The sequence below is a fragment of the Kosakonia sp. YIM B13571 genome (assembly GCF_042788095.1).
In the GTDB taxonomy this organism is placed as follows: domain Bacteria; phylum Pseudomonadota; class Gammaproteobacteria; order Enterobacterales; family Enterobacteriaceae; genus Kosakonia; species Kosakonia quasisacchari.
In genome coordinates, this window is sequence record NZ_JBHZPL010000001.1 from 334284 (window position 1) to 353559 (window position 19276).

Below are 19276 nucleotides of genomic sequence, written 5' to 3' on the forward strand. Positions count from 1 at the left end.
TCTTTTATTCAGGGGAATTATGGAAACAAGACGCGACGAACGGATAGGCCAATTGCTGGCGGCGCTCAAGCGCAGCGATAAACTGCACCTCAAAGAGGCGGCGACGCTGCTTGGCGTATCTGAAATGACCATTCGCCGCGATCTCAGCGCCAACAGCGCGCCGGTAGTGCTGCTGGGTGGTTACATCGTACTGGAGCCGCGCTCCGCCAGCCATTATCTGTTAAGTGACCAAAAAAATCGGCTGGTAGAAGAGAAGCGTCACGCGGCAAAACTCGCCGCCTCCCTGTTAAAAGCGCATCAGATGGCCTTTTTCGATTGCGGCACCACCACACCATGGATTATCGAGGCGATCCCCGACGATCAGCCCTTCACCGGCGTCTGTTACTCCCTGAACACCTTTCTGGCATTACAGGAAAAACCGCAGTGCCGCGCCATTCTCAGCGGTGGTGAATTTCACGCCAGCAACGCTATTTTCAAGCCGTTGAACTTCAACGAAACGCTGAACAATCTGCGCCCGGATATCGCCTTTTATTCGGCGGCGGGTGTGCATGCCGAGCAGGGCGCGACCTGTTTTAATCTGGAAGAGTTGCCGGTAAAGCACTGGGCGATGGCCAGCGCGCAATACCATGTTCTGGTGGTGGATCACAGCAAGTTCGGGAAAGTGCGTTCGGCATGCATGGGGGCATTAAGCCGCTTTGACGTGCTGGTCAGCGACTGCCGCCCCGACGAGGCGCTGGAGAGCGAAGCAAAAAAAAATCAGATAACGTTGCTCTATTGACCGCGCCCAATCGGGCACGGTCAATTGGGTATCAGGAGAACCAGCCGCCAAACCACTGGTGGAATTTCAGCAATACAAAATCCCACATCCGGCCGATGAAACCGGCCTCTTCCACCGCCTCCATCACCACCAGCGGGCGTTGCTCAATGGTTTTACCGTTCAACTGAAAATCGATAGTGCCCACCACTTGGCCTTTGGCCAGCGGCGCCTGCAGTTCCGGCTGTGTCAAGGTGTAGCTGGCTTTCAGGTTATTCATCTGCCCCTTAGGAATGGTAATAGATCCCGCTTCACCAGCGCCAAGTTTTGCTTCGCTGTTATCACCAAACCAGACACGTTGGCTGACAAACGTCGCGTCGGGTTTAATCGGGGTCACCGTGTCGAAGAAACGAAAACCCCACGTCAGCAATTTTTCTGACTCATTAAAACGGATGCGGTCAGTTTTCGCGCCCAACACCACAGAAATCAGGCGCATATCGCCCTGCGTCGCTGAAGCCACCAGGTTGTAACCCGCACCGTCGGTGGTGCCGGTTTTCATGCCATCCACATTCATACCGGTACTCCACAGCAACCGGTTACGGTTCGGCTGGCGGATCTTATTGAAGGTGAACTCTTTCTCCTTATGAATGGCGTACTCATCCGGCACGTCATGAATCAGTGCTTTACCGAGCAGCGCCATATCGCGCGCGGTACTGAACTGCCCTGGTGCATCCAGGCCGTGTACCGTTTTAAAGGTGGTATTGGTCAGACCGAGTTTTTGCGCATAGCTGTTCATCAGGCTGACGAATGAGTCCTGGCTGCCCGCCACGAAATCTGCGATGGCGATGCTGGCGTCGTTGCCGGACTGGATAATCACGCCTTTGTTAAGATCGGCAACGGAAACCTGGTCGCCAGGTTTCAGGAACATCAGCGAAGATCCGCGCAGCGCCGGGTTGCCTGTCGCCCAGGCGTCTTTACCGACGGTCACCGTATCGGTGAGGTGAATTTTTCCGGCTTTCAACGCCTGACCAACCACATAGCTGGTCATCAATTTCGTGAGGCTGGCAGGATCGAGCTTCTCGTCAGCGTTACCTTCTGCCAGCACCTTGCCGCTGGCGTAATCCATCAGGATCCATGCTCTCGCATCGACCGGAGGCGCACCCGGCGTTTGTTCCACCGCGTACAACGAAGGGGAGAAAAGCATCAACAGCGCAGAGCCCGCAACCAGGCTGCGAAGGGATAAAGAGAAATGCGTCATAGGGGCCACCCGAGTATCCATTCAAAAACGTCACAACACCGTGCCGCAACAAACGGTGAGTAATAGCGCACAAATGAAACGAAAAAAACCGTCACTGGGTAAAGTTTTTAAAGTTTACGCAATAACAGCATGTTGCGCTCCGTTTGTACTGAATATTTATCCCCTGAATAATTCGAGTTGCAAGACAAAACGCCCTCGCGCGTCGGGCTGTGCTTGCGCTGGCGCCGAAGGCGCGACGCTTACGAATGAACCGGTAACAAAACCCGCGCATCTGCAACTTGAAGAATGACGGAGATTGGCACACGATGAATGTCACACCGACACTCATTCACACCACTGAGGTAAAAATGATAACGCTATGGGGCAGAAATAACTCGACTAATGTCAAAAAAGTTCGCTGGCTGCTGGAAGAGCTGGAATTACCGTATCAGCATATTCTGGCGGGCAGAGAGTTTGGCGTGAACAATGAGCCTGACTATCTGGCGATGAATCCGAATGGTCTGGTGCCGCTGCTGCGTGATGATGAAACCAATGTGGTGCTGTGGGAATCCAACACCATCGTGCGTTACCTGGCGGCACAGTACGGTCAGGGCCGTTTGTGGGTTGAATCCCCCGCTGAGCGTGCACAAGGGGAAAAGTGGATGGACTGGGCGCTGAGCACTCTCTCCCCGAAACATGGCCCGCTGCTGCAGGGGCTGGTGCGCACTGCGCCGGAACAGCGTGACAATGCCGCGCTTGAAGCCAGCAAAAGCGCGCTGGATGAGATGTTCGTGCTGCTCGATGATGCGCTGGCAAAACAGCCGTGGCTCTCCGGGCAGGCCTTTGGCTGCGGGGATATCGCCGTCGGGCCATTTATCTATAATCTCTACAATATCCCCGGATTGCGCTGGGCATCGCACACCAATCTGCAACGCTGGTATGCGGAATTATGCGAACGCCCCGGCTTCAAAAACGCGGTAATGATCCCGGTGACCTGATAATTTTTTTGACCGGTGGCGCTGACATTATCGCCTGCTGTTGGTGATGAAATATGCCCAGCGCCATCCGGTATCCCCACGCGGTAACACGCAGGTCTTGTGGCCAGGAGCAGACACACTACTCCTCTTCGCCCTCGACATCCGCAAACAATGAATCATCTTCTAAGGGAACCAGGCTACTTTCATCCCATTCGATCTCATCCGTTGCGTGGTCAATAAGATCGACTTCACAGCACTCCTCCAGCAGCGCTTCTGCCTCATCAAGAAGTTCGATTGCATCCTGATAAAAAGCCATCACGTCGGGTTCTGCCACTTCATCATTATTTATCGCGTCGAGTTTATGGATAGCAAAATCGATATTCTGCAAACTCTCCAGCAAGAGCGTCACCTCTTCGCCACACTCCATACCCGATATCACCGCAGCATGATCATCACTCAGCGCGTCATCCTGCTGAGTAAAAGAGTGATCCGCTAAGCCAGATTGTCTGGCAGCCGACAGAAATGATTGCGATCTTTTCTTTAAAAAACTTGCCCGTTCTAACGACAGACCTAACTGCTCAGTGGCGACATTATCCATCATACCCATCTCGTAAAGTGATATAAGATTTTCATTACAGCTGAATAATTAATTTTCATATGGCTTGCATGCGGTACTGAACCGAAACACGCCGAAGTAATACAGGAACAGTTTCTATAAACTGAAAACAGGTGTGAATGGTATTGTTCATTTCCCTGGGGGTGTTGGAATTTAAATAATCATCCAGTGTTATCAACGCACATTCATAGGTAAATAAAAAATCAGTCAACTCTGGCGGGTATGAATGCGCCGTCAGTTCAACGCGAAGCTCATTATATAGCGCCATCAATTTTTTCAGCGCAAAGCAGGCATCCGTTCTTTTGTTTTCAAATACATGCTCATTTAATGCTGGCTTGATAACCGCGAGCAACGAACGATGAACGTTGGTATATTTTGAGTTAAGAAACATGAGTCACCTCTGACATCATTAAATTTTCCAGCGTATAATTCTGGTGTTTTCATTGACGAATAAGAGCGATAAAACAGACATATTATAAATTAAAGGAATAGCAATATTGCTGAGAAACAAACATTTTTTAAAAAATGCAACGTTTGTATCTCAACATATTCTCATAACAAGCGAACGTGTCGTTGTTATTACAATCGAATCAAAATAAACAAGCCACTACAATGTATTCAGTCTGGCGTTAATTCTGCCGCCGACATCGCTGCCAAAACTGTAATATTTTTCTTTCATAATATCGCCTTCACGTACCATCATAAAAACCCGGCGCGATAAATTATTATCTTTGATGTTAATATATTTAATACTATTGTGATCGTTGCCGAGCGTTGAAAGCTTCGGAAAAAACGAGACATTATCCGAGTGTTTTACCATATATCTGATAGTTTCCAGGTCGTTTGAAATACTCCGCGCATGGTTGAGTATCTCTTCACTGCCAGGTTCAAGATTAAGATGTTCTGGCATCGATTTAGTCATAATGAGCTTATGCTTTTTCAACTCGCTGAGATCAATAACTTCTTGTTTAGACAACGGATGACTGTTGTTTACACCCAATACAAATTGCTCTTCATAGAGCTGGGCTTCAAGGAAGTTAGCGTTATCAATAGGGCCAATCAGTAACCCCAACTGTAATTGCCCTTTTCCTAACATACTCAGCAAATTATCTTCACTGACTTCATGTAGCTTGATCTCATTATCCGGGAATTTTTCTTTGAAGGCGCTAAACAGGTCTTCATATATATAGGATCCAAGCGTCGGTATCACACCAATATTAATAACGCCAACCGGTTGAAAACGTAGACGCTGCGCCAGTTCGTGAAGGTTATGCACCTCACGAAGAATATTTTCAATCAGCGGTAACAGATGCAAACCGATAGGCGACAAGCTGAAACCTTTGCCTTTACGGTGCAGCAACGGAATGCCTAATTCCTCTTCCAGTTTTTTGATTTGGATGCTCAGGGTGGGTTGAGAAACATCGCACTCCTCTGCCGCCTTCTGAAAATTCATATGTTTTATCAACGCGACGAAGTATTCCAAATCTTGCGTTCTCATAAAATCAGCTCTCCCGTGTGCAGACAAAAAAACACAAAACATCACATAAGCCTTTTATATTTCAGCCAGGCTAGCAAACACTACCGCGACTGATGCGTGATTTTTCGTGCTAAATTTAATTTAAGTACCATTCCCGGCGTAACTATTCAGTTATTAGTTATATAAGAACACAATAATCTTGCTTATCAAGAATCGAAAATCTGGCGCAAAACTTTAATTGTTAATTCATATCATCAATCGTCTAATAGGATACACCGATGCAATAATGTAAGAATTTGCTTTTAGTACTCACATTATGTACAACATTTAACCTTTTCAAAAAATAACATTGGAAATAGCAACATGTTTAAATATCAGCCTAACAGCATCCTTGCGTCAGGAAAAGCAAATTTACTTGGGTTGAGGTTATAAAAAATAATCTTTTTAGATAAAAAATTAAATCATACTTAATTATAGTTTAGCAACACTAAAATAAGCTTATGCGGTTATTCTTACTTATCATTCACCTATCCTGAATTATGATCGGAAGCACCTATAAGCATTATTAAAATAGAATACATCAGCGGCAATTAAAATACATTTACAACCACTATTAGCTATAAAATCATGGTATTAAACAGCTTCATTTATAAAAATAAACTATTAGCCATTTAAATTTAAAGTTTTATTCCGTACGGACGATATCATTTTCGCCAAGCAATATTGGGCAATACTCATAGATTAATTCTATATTCCTGGAGAAATGAAATGGCTGTTATTAATACCAATACCTTGTCTTTAATGACCCAAAATAACCTGAGCAAATCTCAGTCTTCATTAGGCACCTCTATTGAACGTCTGTCATCCGGTCTGCGTATTAATAGCGCAAAAGATGATGCCGCTGGTCAGGCAATTGCTAACCGTTTCACATCCAATATTAATGGTCTCTCCGTTGCAGTACGTAACGCGAATGACGGTATCTCGCTGGCGCAAACCACCGAAGGCGCACTGAGCGAAGTGAACAATAACCTGCAGCGTATTCGCGACCTGACTGTGCAGGCGCAGAATGGCTCCAACTCCGCATCCGATGTCGACTCCATTCAGGCGGAAGTTAACCAGCGTATGGAAGAGATCAATCGTATTACCACCCAGACCGATTTTAACGGCCTGAAAGTGCTGAATACCGGCTCGGGCGACAGCCAATATAATTTCCAGGTTGGCGCGAAAGATGGCGAAACCATCAGCATTACCGTGAGCAGCAGCGATGCGTTCAACCTCTACAACACCACCGGTGCAACGGCCGCTACCACAGGCCAGATCGTTAACGGCAGCGCACGTTCCACTGACGCACATGGCTTTGATGTGCTGCAGGGCGTGGTGAGCTCCGGCGGCACAACGGATGGTAATCCACTGGCCGATCTGGATAAAGCCATCAAAGCCGTGGATACTGAACGCAGCCTGCTCGGTGCTTCCCAGAACCGTTTTGAATCAACCATTTCCAACCTTAACAATACGACGAACAACCTGTCGGCAGCGCGCAGCCGTATTCAGGATTCTGACTATGCAACCGAAGTCTCTAACATGTCCCGTTCGCAGATCCTGCAACAAGCTGGCAGCTCCGTACTGGCGCAGGCTAACCAGGTTCCGCAAACCATGCTGTCCCTGTTGCGTTAAGTTGTGTGAAATCCGCTTACCTCCTTCAGGGCGGATTTTAAAGATGTCATTCCTTTGACTAACACCCGCTTTGTCATGAGGGCGGGCTTCATTGAGCATAACGAGTTTATTGTTCTTTTTTATCCCGCATATGTTGATGGCATTGCGGGATTTTTTTATTTAAAGGAATGAGATTTTTACGAGAAATAAACAGCCAAAAAAAGTGAATGCAAGAGTATTGCATTCACCAAAAGAAAAATTAGAGGATATCAATAAGCACTACAACGAGGGTGAAGCACGCACAAAATACATTACAGGCCAAGGCTATTAAGCAACTCGTCAATATCCTCTTGCCCGGCCAGTTGCGAAGCAGAATCAGCGCTGGCTTTATTGATGGCCGCGCGCCCTTCTCGCGGTACGTTATCTAACAGCACATTCAGGAACTCTTTCTCAATATTTTCCAGCAATGCCATCATGCGCAAAATGATCCGCGCCGTGGTATCCGGGAAATCCTGCGCCAGCATAATTTCCCGCAGGTAGGATTTTGTGACTTCGGTGCAATAGGGAACCGAGTCCAGCCAGACGCGCGTGGCGCGGGCAAGCGCCATTGTCTCGTCGATACTTGCGGCTTCATTATGCTGCTGCCATTGCGAAAGCAACTGGTTCGCTTGCTGGCTCAGTTGCTCCTGAAAAGGTTGTGACAGTTCGATATAGTTGAGCGTCTTGCCGGATGCCTGGGCCGTAAGATCGACCACGTACTGCAACCGACTGCGCGCATCCGGAATAGAGTTAGCCAGTTCAACAATGGTGATATCGTGGCCTAACTCACGCAGGCTGCTTCTTAACATGCGGGTGACGTTGCCAATGCGGGAAATCAATTCATAAATATCCGTCGACGCACCCGAAATACCTTGATGATGCATTATCACTTCTCCTTTAATGCATACGATAAGATATTCAGTTATCGGCAATCGATGCTGACACTTAAATAAAAGACGCCACATAGCCAGTCGCTATTAACATAAAAAAAGAGGCATGAATTTATTTAAAAATAATCAACAGAAAATACTTATATAAAAACAAAATATAGTTTTCACCTGTTAACAGAAAAAAGGAAAGTATCGACGAATAATACACAGAATGAAGAAAGGGGATATTCCCCTTTCTGCTTCAGGAGGTTGGGCTGACTTTCCACAACTCACCGTCAGATTCATCAGTCAGCACATATAAATAACCGTCCGGCCCAATGCGCACATCGCGTATGCGCTGCCCGCGATCGCCCAGAATACGGCCATCTTCCGTCACCTTGTCGCCCTGTACGGTCATGACGATGACATCTTCATCTTTCAGCGCGCCAATAAACAATTTGTTTTTCCATTGCGGAAACACATCAGCATGGTAGAAAGCCATACCACTGATCGCCGGGGATTTTTTCCAGTAGAAGATTGGCTGCTCGGTTCCCGCGACAATCCCGCCTTTCGCTTCCGGGATCTTCAGCCCGCTGTAGTTGATGCCCCAGGTGGCAATCGGCCAGCCGTAATTTTTACCCTTTTGCGGAATATTGATCTCATCACCACCACGCGGACCATGCTCGTTGAGCCACAACGCATTACTCCACGGGTTCATCGCCATCCCCTGCGGATTGCGAATACCGTAAGACCAGATTTCCGCTCGCGCCCCCGCTTTGCCAGCAAACGGGTTATCCTCTGGCACTTTGCCTTGATCGGTCAGCCGCACCAGTTTGCCCTGTAATTTATCCAGATCCTGCGCCGTCGAACGCTGGTTATTCTCGCCCAGCGCAATCCATAAATAGCCTTTGCCATCAAACACCAGCCGACCACCAAAGTGGTTACCGGTGGAGAGTTTCGGCTGCTGGCGGAACACCACCTGGAAATCGTCGAGGCGTTTAAAATCCTCGCTAAGGCGACCATACCCCACCGCTGTTCCGGCTTTATCATCCTGACCCGCTTCGGCGTAGCTCAGCCACACCCGGCGCGACTGAGCAAAATCCGGGGCCAGCGCCACATCCAGCAAGCCCCCCTGGCCATGCGCCCAGACGTTGGGAACCCCCGTAATCGGATCGGAAATCCCCTTCCCTTGCTGCCATAAACGCAGTTGCCCGCCGCGCAGGGTAATTAACATGCCGTGATTATCAGGCAGGAAAGCCAGCGCCCAGGGATGATCAAGTTTGGTTTGTAACACATCAACTTTCACCGCAGCAGGCGCGGCGAACACAGAGGTGGAGAGAAAGAGAAAAAGCAGCGGGATCTGGCGCATACGGCGCTCCTTTATGCGGTTTTTTATTCTGATAAAGGGTAGACCGCGCAGCGCGGGCAAAAGCGACTTTTACATTACCTATACACAACCACATTCGCATCGCGGTTGCTGCAGGAAAGCCGCTGGGGATTCAGGTACAGCAGTGTGGAGGGCGTATACGCAGAAAGGGGGAGCTTCCTCCCCCTGGTATCAGGCTTCTTCGAGCGGTGAATGCTCGTTCAAATACTGAATGCAGTAATTAAGCACATTCAGAGAACGTTCCAGCTTGTCGACATTCACCGAAATGTAGGTGGGACAATCCTGTCGCCCGCTCATCAGACAAACAGCTGCTGAGGAGAGCGCTTCCTCGGCACGGTATATCGCACTGCGTGAGTCGCGATCCGGCATTTCGTTTAACCGTTCGCCTTTATCGCGGATCTCCAGCGCCAGGGCAAAGAAGCGTTCACGCAGACGATCATTTTCGCTGACCGACATGTACCCTTTCGCTTTTCGCATCTGGATATAGGCCGCAAGGTCACTTCGGGCAGCAATCAACTTCGTCAGCAGACGACGCGCAAGTTCATCAACGGTCATACATCTTCCCCCCTTGTCAGCCAGTGTAGGATCATAGTATGGTCGCTTTTTGAACAAAAGCATGCGTCCGGTCAATATTTAATTTTATCTACCGGACCTTTACATTTCACTTAAAGTAAGCCACGCACGCCAACCGCCGTAATCTGTGATATCCCGCGCACCCAGCAACCCATAATCTTCACAAATGAATCCCGTCAGCCAGCGACCGTCCTCCAGCTCAACCTTACCCAATCCGAGCGGAGCCGGAATACCGGCAAGAAAAGATCCCACTTCACTGTGTGGCAGTTCCCACACTTCCACGGCGATCGCCGCGCCTTGCACGGTATCCCGCACCATGCCTGGTCGTTTGCCGTCCGCTAATGCATACAAACGGTAGTGAGGAGCACTGCGGGTTGCACCGCGCAGCGTGGCCCCGCGCTGACGAAGCTGGAAATTGAGTGCCAGCCCATCCAGATGTGCGCCGCACACAACAATCGACATGCGGTCATTTGTCGCCACGCGGCCAGGCGCGACACGGCGCATTTCTCTGCCACCCGGCAACGCCAGTGGCTGGCTACGCTGTAACGCATCAGCAAGGCTTAATAAGTATTGATCGGTGAACAGGCGGCCAAACAGTGTCACGCCAGAAGGTAAACCATTCGCCATTGTGCCTGTGGGCACCGCGACCGCAGCGTAATCCAGCAGGTTCATAAAGTTGGTATAGAACCCCAGATCCGAATTGCGCTTGACCGGTTCCTCAGCCAGTTCAGCCAGCGTCACTGGGCGCGGATAGGTTGGCGTCAGCACGCACTCCAGCTCCGCCAGAATCGCATCGCACCGCGCTTTGTAGCGCTGCAACTGGTACTGCGCCGCAAACGCGACGACTGCGCTCATGGCTGGCGCATTGCCGAGCACGTCGCGGATCACTGGCAACACCGCCTCCGGCTGCTGCTCCATCAATGCTCCCGCCACATGATAACGCTCCGCCACCCACGGGCCTTCATACAGCAGTTTTGCCGCCGCGAGGAACGGTGAAAAGTCGATAGTGACCGGCACACCACCCAACGCTATCAAGCGGTTTTTGGCCTCGTGAAACAGCGACTCACTCTGCGCACACCCCAGGAACTCCAGCCTGTCCGGCACACCGAAGCGAAAACCGGGTTCTGGCACGCCAAATGCCTGCGCACTGTTCCATGCCGGGTTAGCCCGGCTGTATTCGTCCCGCGCGTCTTTAACTGCCGTTAACGCCAGCAACTGGCTGGCTTCCGCCGCCGTCGCGGTGAAAAATGTCACGCAGTCCAGCGTACGGCAGGCCGGCACCACACCGGCCGTAGAGATGAGCCCTTTGCTCGCTTTAAGCCCAACCAGGTTATTTAACGCTGCCGGAACGCGCCCGCTTCCAGCGGTATCCGTACCCAACGCAAAACTGGCGATCCCCAGCGCCACCGCCAGCGCAGACCCGGCGCTGGAGCCCCCCGCCGGGTAATCGGCCAGCACGCTGTTGCGACACGCACCATAGGGCGAGCGCGTGCCATTTAAGCCGGTGGCGAACTGATCGAGATTCGTTTTCCCCAGCGGCACCGCGCCCAGCGCAATCAGCTGCGCGACAATAGTCGCATCTTCGCTCGCGGTGTAGGCAAATGCCGGGCAGGCTGCGGTGGTGGCGATCCCCGCCAGGTCAATATTGTCTTTGATGGCAAATGGCACGCCATACAGCGGTAAGTTCTCTGGCGGTACGTCGTCGAGCGCCGCCAGATACGGCTCCAGCTCCGCGTCGCTGAGAAGATAAATAAAGGCGTTGAAATCAGGGTTAAGCGCTATCGCCCGCTCACGCAGTTGCGCGATGACAGTGCGCGGCGTAAAACGCCCGTCACGGTATGCCTGCGCCAGTGCGTCGAGGCGTAAATCAACAGGATGTGTCATAACGTTTTCTCCAGCACCACCACACACTGACCCGCGCGCACCTGGCTACCTGGCTGCACGCGCACCTGGCTCACCACACCGTTGTGGGTGGCGAGTAATGGGATTTCCATCTTCATCGATTCCAGCACCACCAGCACGTCGCCTTCTCGTACGGGTTTACCGATTTCCACATTCACCTGCCACAGATTACCGGAAACCGGGCTATCCACCCCCAGTTGCCCGGCGCTTAGCGGTGCGTCATCTTCCGCTTCCAGCAACACATCGCTGCTATCGAAATGTGCCTGCCCGCTGGCAATCCAGCGCTGGCGCTCGGCGTCGAACGCGCCTTGTTGCTGGCGACGGAACGCGTCAATGCCCGGGGCTTCATCGGCAAGGAACTGTTGATACTGCGCCAGTTGCAGCGTGGTAGGCTCAATGCGCAGCGGATAACGCCCCAACGGAAAGTCGCGGCGGATGGTCAGCAACTCATCAGCAGAAACCGGATAGAAACGGATCTGGTCGAAGAAGCGCAGCAACCAGGGCTTGCCGCCGAACTCCTCGACCGTATGATAGCGATTCCACATTTGCAGCGTGCGGCCCACAAACTGGTAACCGCCCGGCCCTTCCATGCCATATACGCAGAGATACGCGCCGCCGATACCAACCGAGTTTTCCGCCGTCCAGGTGCGCGCCGGGTTGTATTTGGTGGTCACCAGCCGGTGGCGAGGATCGAGCGGCGTGGCGACGGGTGCCCCGAGATAAACATCACCCAGCCCCATCACCAGATAGCTGGCGTCGAACACCGTTTTGTACACCTCATCGAGGTTCGCCAGATCATTAATACGGCGGATAAACTCCAGGTTACTCGGACACCACGGCGCGTCGCGGCGCACGGTGGTCATGTATTTATCGATAGCTTTCTGGCACGCCGGGTCGTCCCACGACAGCGGCAGCCAGACAATGCGTGACGGCACATCCAGATCTTCTCGCTTACAGACGCCCTGCCACAACCCGGCAACCACTTCCAGCAATTGCGTAAGGCTCAGCGTTTCCGGCCGATAGTGAATTTGCAGCGAGCGAATGCCTGGTGTCAGGTCGATAACGCCCGCCAGCGCACGGGATTCCAGCGCCTGCATTAAGGCGTGCGCGCGAAAACGCAGCACCAGATCCAGCTCCGTCTCACCAATCTCCAGCAGCAGGTGTGTGTCGCCAGAAAGGCGCGCCACCAACCGTTTATCCGCCTCGCCGCGCACCAACACAATCGGGGAAGCCAGTTCAGCCGCTTGCCACGCAGCCTGCTGTGGTTGCAGGTGGCTGATGAGTGTTTCCTGCGCTTGCGCCAGTTGGCGCGCAGTGGCGATATTCACCGGGATAAAACGCACTTTATCGCCCGCTTTCAGTTGCCCGATGGCGTGCAAGTCGGCTTCGATCACCGTCACCGGGCAGACAAAACCGCCGAGGCTTGGGCCATCCGGGCCGAGGATCACCGGCATATCGCCGGTAAAATCCACCGCGCCAATGGCGTACGGATTGTCATGAATGTTCGACGGATGCAGACCCGCCTCGCCGCCGCTGTCACGTACCCACTCCGGTTTCGGGCCAATCAATCGCACACCGGTGCGGCTGGAGTTGAAATGCACTTCCCAGTCGGTGGCAAAAAAGGTCGTCATATACGCCGGTGTGAAATACTCCGGCGCGCCGTGCGGGCCATAAATCACCCGCAGTTCGCGCACGCTTGCCAGCGTAGTGTACAAGGCTGGCGGCAGCGCAGAATCTGCGACTGGCGACGTTAACGGTGGCAGATGCAGCACGTCACCGGTACGCAGCGCTCGCCCGGCGTGGCCACCGAACTGGCCGAGGGTAAAGGTACTTTTGCTGCCGAGATAATCGGGCACGCTAAAACCACCGCGCAGGCACACATAGCTGCGTACGCCATCGCCGCGTATTTCTCCGATGCTAAGCGTCATCCCGGCACGCACACGCAAGACGTGGTTGTTGGGTTGCGGTTCGCCATCAAGCGCGACGGCGATCTCCGCACCGGTGACCACCAGTTGCGCGTCGCAGTTGAATTTCAGCGTCGGGCCGCTCAGCGTGATCTCAAGCGCGGCCGCCTGTTCATCATTGCCGAGCAGGCGGTTGCCGAGGCGCAATGCCAGGCTGTCCATCGGCCCGGAGGGCGGCACACCGACCGCCCAGTACCCCACGCGGCCCGGATAATCCTGCACGGTGGTTTGTGTTCCGGCGCTGAGCACTTCCAGTGTGCTGGCCTGGTAAGTTAGCCCTTCGAGGCAGCGCGTCCAGGGTTTACCGCTGGCGAACGGCGCGAAGGTTAAAATTTGCTGTAAATAACTGCGGTTGGTTTCTACGCCGTACAGCCGCGTTTCGCCGAGCGCGCTATGCAGTGCATCGATAGCCTTTGTTCGCGTAGGCTGCCAGGCGATGATTTTCGCCAGCATCGGGTCAAAAAAAGGCGGCACTTCACAGCCGGATCCCACCCAACGGTCGATACGCAATGCCTTGCGATCACCCACCGGAAAAAACACGTCGGTGAGTAGCCCAGGCGAAGGCTGAAACTGACGGCCAGGATCTTCGGCGTACACGCGCGCCTGAATCGCGTGCCCGTTCGGGGAAAGGCTTTCCCGCAGCGTGGCAAGCGACGGCAATTCTCCGGCAGCGAGCGCAATCATCCAGCGCACCAGATCAACACCCCACACTTGCTCGGTGACGCCATGCTCCACCTGCAAGCGGGTGTTCACTTCAAGGAAGTAAAAGCGCTGCGCGTCGCTGTCGTAAACAAACTCAACCGTGCCTGCGCTACGGTAATTGACCGCTTTCCCCAGCGTGATTGCCGCCGCGCACAGCGCTGCTTCCATCCCGGCGGGTAAATTGGGCGCGGGCGTCTCCTCCAGCACTTTCTGGTTGCGGCGCTGCACGGAACAGTCGCGCACACCGAGGGCAATCACCTCGCCGTTGCCATCGCCAAATAGCTGCACTTCAAGGTGACGCGCGCGTTCGATGTACTTCTCGATAAACACGCCCGCATCGCTAAAGTTGTTTTTCCCCAACCGCACCACGGCGTCGAAGGCGTCATTAAGCTCGTCAGCGTGATAACAGACGCGCATACCGATACCGCCGCCGCCCGCCGTACTTTTCAGCATCACCGGGTAACCCACCGTTTGAGCGGCGCGTAATGCTTCACCCACGTCCGCCAGCAGTTCGGTGCCTTCCAGCATCGGCACGCCGTGTTTTTTTGCCAGCGCACGCGCGGTATGTTTCAGGCCGAAGAGGCGCAGTTGCTCCGGCGTCGGGCCAACAAAAGCAATTCCCGCCGCTTCACAGGCTTCGGCGAACGCCGCATTTTCCGAGAGAAAACCGTAGCCGGGGTGAATCGCCTGCGCGCCACTCTCTTTAGCAGCCGTAATAATTTTCTCACTCACCAGATAGGTATTCGCCGCCGGACCGTCGCCAAGGCTGATAGCTTCGTCGGCTTCGCGGATATGCAGGCTACTGATATCCGCTTCAGAGTAGACCGCCACGCCGCCCACGTTCATGGCGCGCAAGGTGCGCAGAATACGGCAGGCAATCGCCCCGCGGTTTGCGATCAGGAGTTTCGTCAACATAGGTCAGACTCAATCGTGGCGGGTCGTCCCGCCGAAAATCGGCTCACCGCATGGTCGTCCATGGGGAAAATACATTTACGCCACGATGCGCCCGGCGCGAACGGCAAACAGGTGGTAAATCACCTGACGCAGGCGCTGCCAGCGGGTCGGTTTCAGTTCCATATCAGCACCTCAGCGGGGGTTGGGTTCCAGCCATTACACGGGTTATTGAGCTGCGGGCAGTTGGAGATAAGCACAATGACATTGCACTCGGCGCGCAATTCCACATATTTGCCCGGCGCGGAGATGCCATCTTCAAAGGTCAGCCCGCCCTGTTCAGTGACCGGCACGTTCATAAAGAAGTTGATGTTCGCGCCAATATCGCGCTTTTGCAGGCGACCGTCATGCAAGCAGGCGCAGAGGAAATTGTCGCGGCAACTGTGCATATGGCGCTTGTCGAGCGCGTAGCGCACGGTGTTGCTCTCCTGCGCGCAGGCACCGCCGAGTGTGTCGTGGCGACCGCAGGTGTCGGCAACAATTGTCAGTAACGGGTTGCCAAGGTTGGAATAAAGTACGCTGCCGGTGGTGAGATACGCATTGTTCTGGCGGCGCAGTGTGCGCTGAGCATCGTAGCGTTCACGCGGGTTATCGGCGTTATAGAACAGCGTATCGACGGCCTGGTTACCTTCAAGATCGCGCAAGCGCAGGGTCTGGCCTTTTTTCACCTCAAACAGATACGGTTCGCCCGCCGGGATCACATGGCGGAACGTGGCCTGCTCAGCAGATTTTTCACAGGACTCAGTCATGTTGCGCCTCCTTACAGGGCGAAAAGTTCGGTATTGGTGAAGGCGCGTTCGTTTTCCGGGCGCGTCAGCAAGGCGTTTACTGCCGCCTGGTCGTCCTCCGCCTGTCGCCAGCTAAGCGCAACCGGGCGCGGCGCATAGGCGCGGGAGGGGTCCATCGGGTGTTGCAGCGCGGTCAGCACGATCAGCACATCCATTGGCGCGTAGAGATCGACATAGCTGCCCGGTTGCGAATGGTCGGGATGGAAGTGGAACTGGCCTTGTTCATCGACCGTCACCTTGCTGAAAAAGTTAACCACCATCAGCAGGTCTTCAAGATTGAGATCCCACTTGCCCATCTCCACCAGCAAGTTATCCGTGCCGTTGCGGTAAAAGCCGTTGCGCAGCTCTTGATAGCGCCCCTGACCATATTTTTCCGCCACTTCGGCGGCATTCAGCACGCCGCCAAACGGGTCATGCCAGCCGCAGGTATCGTTAATCATGCCCGCCAGCACGCGGCCCATATCGGAATAAAAGCAGTGCCCGGCAGTCAGCCGCGCGGTGTGCTGGCCTTTTAAGGTGTCCGGCAGGTTCAGACGCTCACTTTTCTCGTGCGCGTTGAACATCATCAGGCTGATGTTCGCGCCGCCTTGCGTGTCGGTCATGCGCAGGATCTGCCCGCGTTTGAGGATAAAAGAGAGATGCCCGCCGCCCGGCAGCATCTCCTCGCGAAATGGGGTTAAGGTTGTCACAGGATTAACTCCTTAATGCGTAAACGTTATCGGGCTCAGAACCGCTCAACGCGGAGAGCCGCGTCTCATTAAGCGGAATGTCATAGGTGATGCGCGCGCCATAGGCATTGGGGGCGTGCGGGTCGATGCGCACCTTGTCGAACACCAGCAAGCGGGTGCCGAGATTGAACCCTTCGGAAAGATCGTGAGTGACCATAAAGACCGTCATGCGGGTTTCACTCCACAGCTGTAACAGCAGCGCATGCATCTCTTTGCGAATACCGGGGTCGAGTGCGCCAAACGGCTCATCCAGCAGCAACACGCGCGGTTGCATAATGAATGCCTGAGCGATAGCTAAGCGTTGCTGCATACCGCCCGAGAGCTGCGCCGGGTATTTATCCAGCGCGTGACCAAGGCCGACTTTTTCCAGCATCTGTTTTGCCTGTTCGCGTACCGCCCGTTTTTTCGCGCCAAATAGCCGCCCGAAAAGGGGTGATTGCGGTAATTCAAGGCCAATGGCGACATTATCCAGCACGCTAAGATGCGGAAATACGGAGTAGCGCTGGAATACCACACCACGGCTGCTGTCCGGTTCAGCGCTGAGCGGTTTACCGTCTAACGTGATGGAACCACGGCTGGGCGCTTCCTGACCAAGCAGCAGGCGCAGAAAGGTCGATTTACCGCAGCCGGACGCTCCCACCATCGAGCAGAACTCGCCCTCTTTGACCTGCAAATTCAGGCGCTCCAGTACCACGTGATCGCCATACTCCTGCCAGATGTTGTTGATGGTGATAAAGCTCATGCCTTCCCTCCTTCCGCCCAGGGAAAACAGGCTTTATGTAACTGGCGCAGCGCCAGATCCATCAACCACGCCAGCAGCGTCACCCACAGTACGTACGGGATAATGACGTCCATCGCCATGTAGCGGCGCACCAGGAAAATGCGGTAGCCCAGCCCGGCAGTGGAAGAGATGGCTTCAGCAGAAATCAGGAATAACCATGCCGATCCCAGCAACAGGCGCAGCGAGGTCAGCAGGCGCGAAAGCAACTGCGGCAACACGACCCGCAGCACCAGCGTCCAGCTGTTTGCTCCCAGCGTTTGCGCTTTGATGAGGATCTCGGGTGGAATTTCACAAGCACGATGTTCGAGATCACGCGCCAGCATCGGCGTGATGCCGATAACTATCAGCATCACTTTTGACACCTCATCCAGCCCGAAAACGATAAACAGCACCGGTAAAATCGCCAGCGGCGGGATCATCGACAACACCGTCATCAACGGCGACAGCGAAGCGCGCCACAGCGGGAATACGCCGGATGTGACGCCAATGCACAAGCCCAGCAGCGAGGCAATCGCCAGCCCCGTCAGCAAGCGAGCAAGGCTCACCAGCGTATCCACCCAGAACAAGTATTCGCCGCTGCGTTTATCCGGGGTAAACGCCATCCGTGAAAAGGCGTCCAGCATCTGCTGCAAGCCGGGTAACAGCTTGTCCTGCGGGTTGGCCTCCAGCCGCACTGCTGAGCCCAGAAAGTAGGCAGCCAGCAGCAAAACAAAAGGCAGCAGCACGAGCATCATCCGCATGCCGGGCGTGGGATGGCGGTTAATTTGTCGCATGGCGGGCTCCGTCAGTGATCACAGCGCGCCGGCGGCGGCCATTTTCACGAAGCTGTCGTCAAAGCGCAGTTTCACATTGTTGGCATCCCCCTGGCTGATATTGCCGGGGAACGTCATACCAATGAAATCCGCACTCTGCGCGCCATCGCCGAGCAGCCCTTTTGCGAAGGAGAACGACGCAACGCGCTGCATGGTTTTCGCCAGTTCGCCCGAGGTAACAAACGCAATGTTGTCCGCCGGGGTATAGAACAGATGCGTGGTTTTCAACTGCGCCTGATAACCGGCAAGGTCAGTGCCGGAAGCGGCGGCCATGGCATTCAGAACGGTGTTGTCCTGTGCTTTCATTAACCCCATCATTTCATACCACGCACCGGTCAATGCTTTGCCAAGCGCCGGGTTGTCTTTCAGGGTTTGGCTGTTAACCACCATCATGTCGATAAGCTCGCCCGGCACCTGCGAAGAACTGAAGACTTCAGTGGTTTTTGGCGTGCTTTTAATGACGGAAAGCTGCGGGTTCCAGGCCACAGCGGCCTGCACATTTGGCGTGGCGAACGCCGACACGATATCGGCATCCGAGGTGTTTACCACGGTCACGTCTTTTTCCGACAACCCCGCTTTTTCCAGTCCGCGCACCAGCAGATAGTGAGAAACAGACAGTTCCGGCAGGTAAACTTTCATCCCTTTCAAGTCCTTAAGGGTTTTGCCTTCACCTTTCATCACCACGCCGTCGTTACCTTCGGAGTAGCTGCCGAGGATCAACGCCGTGGTATCGACGCCGCCCGCCGCCGGAATGGTCAGCGCATCCATGTTGGTCATGGTGCAGCCATCAAACTGGCCAGCGGTGTACTGGTTAATGGATTCGATATAGTCGTTGAGTTGAACGACATTGATTTTGATGCCGTATTTGCTGGCCCATTTATCAATGATCTTGCTACTGCTGATGGTGCCCCACGGCATCCATCCGGCGTAGATCGTCCAGCAGACGTTGAACTCTTTTTTTACGGCGGCAAAAGTGGGGAGGCTGACCAGCATCACCAGCGACAGCACAAGGGAGCGGAGTAACGGCGTTTTTTTCATTCTTGACCTCTGATTGGCACAAAATTAG

Annotated in this window: 17 protein-coding genes; 3 read left to right on the forward strand and 14 right to left on the reverse strand. The window is 53.7% G+C overall.

Going from position 1 to position 19276, the window contains the following annotated elements; genetic code table 11:
• The first annotated feature begins 19 nt into the window (after nt 1-19).
• Complete coding sequence (gene deoR / locus ACFX4O_RS01620; protein ID WP_131410847.1) at nt 20-778, forward strand: DNA-binding transcriptional repressor DeoR; 759 nt, start codon at nt 20-22, stop codon at nt 776-778.
• A 31-nt stretch (nt 779-809) separates the two neighbouring features.
• On the opposite strand, the gene dacC is transcribed toward deoR, so the two are convergent.
• A complete protein-coding gene (dacC, locus tag ACFX4O_RS01625; protein ID WP_380206824.1) occupies nt 810-2012 on the reverse strand; it encodes a serine-type D-Ala-D-Ala carboxypeptidase in 1203 nt (400 codons plus the stop codon).
• 347 nt (nt 2013-2359) lie between these two features.
• Here dacC and ACFX4O_RS01630 point away from each other — a divergent pair, with 347 nt between their 5' ends.
• Nucleotides 2360-2989, forward strand: coding sequence for a glutathione S-transferase family protein (locus ACFX4O_RS01630; protein WP_380206826.1), 630 nt, complete (start codon nt 2360-2362; stop codon nt 2987-2989).
• 118 nt (nt 2990-3107) lie between these two features.
• Here the strand turns inward: ACFX4O_RS01630 and ACFX4O_RS01635 are convergent, their stop codons facing one another.
• From ACFX4O_RS01635 to ACFX4O_RS01645, 3 genes are all read right to left on the reverse strand, one after another.
• A complete protein-coding gene (locus tag ACFX4O_RS01635; RefSeq protein WP_380206828.1) occupies nt 3108-3569 on the reverse strand; it encodes a hypothetical protein in 462 nt (153 codons plus the stop codon).
• 52 nt (nt 3570-3621) lie between these two features.
• A complete protein-coding gene (locus ACFX4O_RS01640) occupies nt 3622-3975 on the reverse strand; it encodes a hypothetical protein (RefSeq protein ID WP_131410839.1) in 354 nt (117 codons plus the stop codon).
• Between the two features lie 216 nt (nt 3976-4191).
• A complete protein-coding gene (locus ACFX4O_RS01645) occupies nt 4192-5082 on the reverse strand; it encodes a LysR substrate-binding domain-containing protein (protein WP_380206830.1) in 891 nt (296 codons plus the stop codon).
• Nucleotides 5083-5829: 747 nt separating this feature from the next.
• On the opposite strand from ACFX4O_RS01645, the gene ACFX4O_RS01650 reads away from it, so the two are divergent.
• Nucleotides 5830-6735 carry a flagellin gene (locus tag ACFX4O_RS01650; protein WP_017456069.1) on the forward strand — a complete coding sequence of 302 codons (906 nt, stop codon included), beginning with the start codon at nt 5830-5832 and terminating at the stop codon, nt 6733-6735.
• A 290-nt stretch (nt 6736-7025) separates the two neighbouring features.
• On the opposite strand, the gene ACFX4O_RS01655 is transcribed toward ACFX4O_RS01650, so the two are convergent.
• The 10 genes from ACFX4O_RS01655 to ACFX4O_RS01700 form a co-directional block, all read right to left on the reverse strand.
• On the reverse strand, nt 7026-7637 hold the full coding sequence (locus ACFX4O_RS01655) for a protein phosphatase CheZ (RefSeq protein WP_380206833.1): 612 nt from the start codon (nt 7635-7637) through the stop codon (nt 7026-7028).
• Nucleotides 7638-7884: 247 nt separating this feature from the next.
• On the reverse strand, nt 7885-8991 hold the full coding sequence (locus tag ACFX4O_RS01660) for a PQQ-dependent sugar dehydrogenase (RefSeq protein WP_380206835.1): 1107 nt from the start codon (nt 8989-8991) through the stop codon (nt 7885-7887).
• A gap of 189 nt (nt 8992-9180) precedes the next feature.
• A complete protein-coding gene (locus ACFX4O_RS01665) occupies nt 9181-9564 on the reverse strand; it encodes a biofilm formation regulator BssR (protein ID WP_017456065.1) in 384 nt (127 codons plus the stop codon).
• A gap of 99 nt (nt 9565-9663) precedes the next feature.
• A complete protein-coding gene (atzF, locus tag ACFX4O_RS01670; protein WP_380206837.1) occupies nt 9664-11466 on the reverse strand; it encodes an allophanate hydrolase in 1803 nt (600 codons plus the stop codon).
• Complete coding sequence (gene uca / locus ACFX4O_RS01675; RefSeq protein WP_380206839.1) at nt 11463-15065, reverse strand: urea carboxylase; 3603 nt, start codon at nt 15063-15065, stop codon at nt 11463-11465. Before uca ends, atzF begins: the two co-directional genes overlap by 4 nt.
• Nucleotides 15066-15217: 152 nt before the next feature.
• Complete coding sequence (locus ACFX4O_RS01680) at nt 15218-15850, reverse strand: urea amidolyase associated protein UAAP2 (RefSeq protein ID WP_131410826.1); 633 nt, start codon at nt 15848-15850, stop codon at nt 15218-15220.
• A gap of 11 nt (nt 15851-15861) precedes the next feature.
• Nucleotides 15862-16548, reverse strand: coding sequence for an urea amidolyase associated protein UAAP1 (locus ACFX4O_RS01685; protein WP_131411063.1), 687 nt, complete (start codon nt 16546-16548; stop codon nt 15862-15864).
• Between the two features lie 34 nt (nt 16549-16582).
• A complete protein-coding gene (locus ACFX4O_RS01690; RefSeq protein ID WP_380206841.1) occupies nt 16583-17359 on the reverse strand; it encodes an ABC transporter ATP-binding protein in 777 nt (258 codons plus the stop codon).
• Nucleotides 17356-18171: an ABC transporter permease gene (locus ACFX4O_RS01695; RefSeq protein WP_380206843.1), complete on the reverse strand. Its 816-nt coding sequence runs from the start codon at nt 18169-18171 to the stop codon at nt 17356-17358. The genes ACFX4O_RS01690 and ACFX4O_RS01695 overlap by 4 nt, the downstream gene beginning before the upstream one ends.
• Nucleotides 18172-18189: 18 nt before the next feature.
• Complete coding sequence (locus tag ACFX4O_RS01700; RefSeq protein WP_380206845.1) at nt 18190-19248, reverse strand: putative urea ABC transporter substrate-binding protein; 1059 nt, start codon at nt 19246-19248, stop codon at nt 18190-18192.
• Between the last annotated feature and the right edge of the window lie 28 nt (nt 19249-19276).